The organism is Streptodolium elevatio, assembly GCF_053592165.1.
This window is the reverse complement of the sequence record NZ_JBSFVE010000070.1, coordinates 1-2,577: the sequence shown is the minus strand read 5'-3', so window position 1 is coordinate 2,577 and position 2,577 is coordinate 1. Positions and strand designations below refer to the sequence as shown.

Annotated in this window: 2 protein-coding genes and 1 pseudogene; 2 read left to right on the top strand and 1 reads right to left on the bottom strand. The window is 66.9% G+C overall.

Features of this window, described 5'->3' with window-relative positions; all coding sequences use genetic code 11:
* Nucleotides 1-197 precede the first annotated feature (197 nt).
* Entirely contained in the window at nt 198-431 is a 234-nt protein-coding gene (locus ACWD12_RS40940; protein ID WP_450103942.1) for a hypothetical protein, read from the top strand.
* A gap of 595 nt (nt 432-1,026) precedes the next feature.
* Here ACWD12_RS40940 and ACWD12_RS40935 read toward each other — a convergent pair.
* Nucleotides 1,027-1,728 (bottom strand): annotated as a pseudogene (locus ACWD12_RS40935) (transposase); the annotation flags it as partial.
* Between the two features lie 100 nt (nt 1,729-1,828).
* On the opposite strand from ACWD12_RS40935, the gene ACWD12_RS40930 reads away from it, so the two are divergent.
* Entirely contained in the window at nt 1,829-2,470 is a 642-nt protein-coding gene (locus ACWD12_RS40930) for a DUF6461 domain-containing protein (protein ID WP_450103941.1), read from the top strand.
* Nucleotides 2,471-2,577: the final 107 nt, after the last annotated feature.

Genomic DNA, 2,577 nt, shown 5'->3' with positions numbered 1-2,577 from the left:
ATCGCCCGCCTGCACAACCTCACCCTCGCCGGATGACCGGCGAATCAAGCCGCCACACTCCGACAACGGAGATCATTTACGGGACAACCCTTAGGCCTTGAGAGCAACGTCGCCTGGGGCTGGACTTGGTTGTGGCAATGACCCGGACCTCCGAGCCCGCTTCGCGGAAAAGTCATGACTACAAGGGAGGCTGATCAGTGTCCGAAGGCCAGTTCATGTTGCTCTGGGGCCTTGTGGCCGCCCCTTTGGGCCTAGTCCTTGCGTTCGACTACCGAGGCGCGGCCCAGTGGTTCTTCCGGTTGGCGCAGTCAACCTCCACCGACCCAGGAGGAACCATCACCCCCAGATTCTTCCAATTTTTGGGCGGATTCTTCGGTGTTGCCGGCTGCGTGATGCTCCCCATCGCAATCTACAAACTCCTCATGGGCTGAAGAGTGGGCATGCCACTCAGCACCGCATGTATCGACGCAGCCCGGACCCAGCCGGCGAACGACTTCGTCGGACCAATGCCCGTCGGCAGGTTCGGCGAGTTGCCCCGCGCGCCATGCGCCGCACGCGATGCCCAGCAGTAGCGGGACCCGAAGCCAGATTGAGGCGGGGAGAACCGCGGTCCGAGAGCGGGAGTTCGGACGGGCGGGCGGGGCCAGCCGGTGCATACAGCAGTGACTACGGTGGTGGCGGCGACTACGGCGGCAGCGGCGGCTGGACCGGTGGGAGTTTCTAGCCGCTGACATGAGGAGGGGACCGGCGCCGCGACGGGGGCCCGCTCGTCGGGTCCGAGCTGGCCCGGACTGCGCTGGGGGGAGCCGTCCTGGGCCGAGAAGACCCAGTCGGAAGCCCACGAGCGGGTCAGCGGGTGGGGGTTCGAATTCCGTGTAGCGCGCCGTGCGGTGGGTGATGCTGCCGAGCACTTGGACGACGTATATCCACCGTGGGCCGCGTATCTGCTTGCGACAGAACTGCTCCACAGGGCAATGCGGAAGATCCAGATTGACGTCGTGGCGCAGGCCCGGATGGACGGCGTCACCTGACCGGAGTCGGCCGACGCATCACCCGATCCGAGCGCATCCGGCCTAGCACCTCGACGGGCAGGTCGCGCAGCAGGAACGCGATTCGCGGGACGTCGTAGTCGGCATCGAGAACGACCATCACGTCCAGGTCGCCCGGTTTCCATTGCCCGGCGCCGACGAGGCGTTCGACGACCCCGCGGACCTGCACCGTGGTCGCCGCCGCGACGTCGTCTCCGGGCCCGAGACGGACCGCGTCCAGCACCAAAGTCCACGAACTGCGACCCGGCTCCAGCGCGGCGACTACCGAGTATGGCCAGCCGGGAACCATCTGGTGCTTGCCCTCGCCACGTCCGTAGGTGTGGCAGAACGACCGGCCCCGGCTGGTGTTCGCATCCGGCCGAAGCCAAGGGCTCACGTCCACCGCCAGCACAATCCGCCCGTCCACCGCGCGCGGCAACGGCAACCGCACCAGTGCGTTCCGAAGCCGCTCGTCGTCGATCCGGCCATGATTGAGCGCGTCGTAGAGAGCACCGTGGCCTCGCCGGTGCTCAGGCGCGAGTGAGAGTCCGACCAGCGACCGAACCGGGCCGTCCGCGCAGAGCAGTGCGTCTGCCAGCTCGAACAGCGCATCACCACGCCGCGTCAGACAGGAATGGAACTCATCGCGCAAATACGCGAGTTCCGCCAAGGCGGTAGCGCGCGTTGGATCGTCTGGCACCGCCCCAGCGTGACCCGCCGATTGTCGTATGTCCTCGGAACACCGGATGTAGTCGCAGACCCAGGACTGGAGTGGCGGGGCAGCCTGGCATGCTGCGCGCATGCCCGACATCCATCAACCGCCCGGCCACGAGGTGTACTCCTGGCTGGACGGCCCCGCCAGTCCGATCGGGGACGGCAGCCTGAATTTCGTCAAGGCGCTTCCTCACGACGAGGTGTTCCGACGGCTCGGGGCGGACCCGGCGTCGGCGCAGGTGATGAGCCGTGACGATCGCGGAAACCGGGGTGACTGCTCTGAGCTGGTGAGCGTGTACGACCTCGGCGGGGAGTGGAGCCTGGTGTTCGAGCCCGGCGGCTTCGACGCGTTCACGGAGGGGCCCGTGGGTCGCCTGTCGGCCGGCACGGAAGTGGCCATGTTCAACCGCAACATCCTTGGCCACTGCAGGCTCCGGCACTTCGTCGACGGCGAACTGTGGACGTACTTCGACGCAGTTGCGCCCGACGAGCGCTACGGCCGTCACCCCGACCGGCTCGCCGATGCCATGCGCGGTATCGGGCTGGATCCTGACTACGACTTCAACGACTACTACGACGAGGACGACAACCTCATCACCGACAGCGAACCCGCACACGACGGACACTGGGGCGCGATGACCATGGCTCTCATGGAGACCCTCACCGGCGTACGCCTGGACCCCCACGTCCTCGTTCCGCCTGCACCAACCGTGATCCTGCGCTTCTGACCAAGGGCCGGTGGGTCGGGTGGCCCGGGGGGATCTCACCCCCGGGCTCCCACAGAACGGAGCGTGACAGTCTCCCGTCACTCCGCTCTTCTCATCGAGTCCAGACG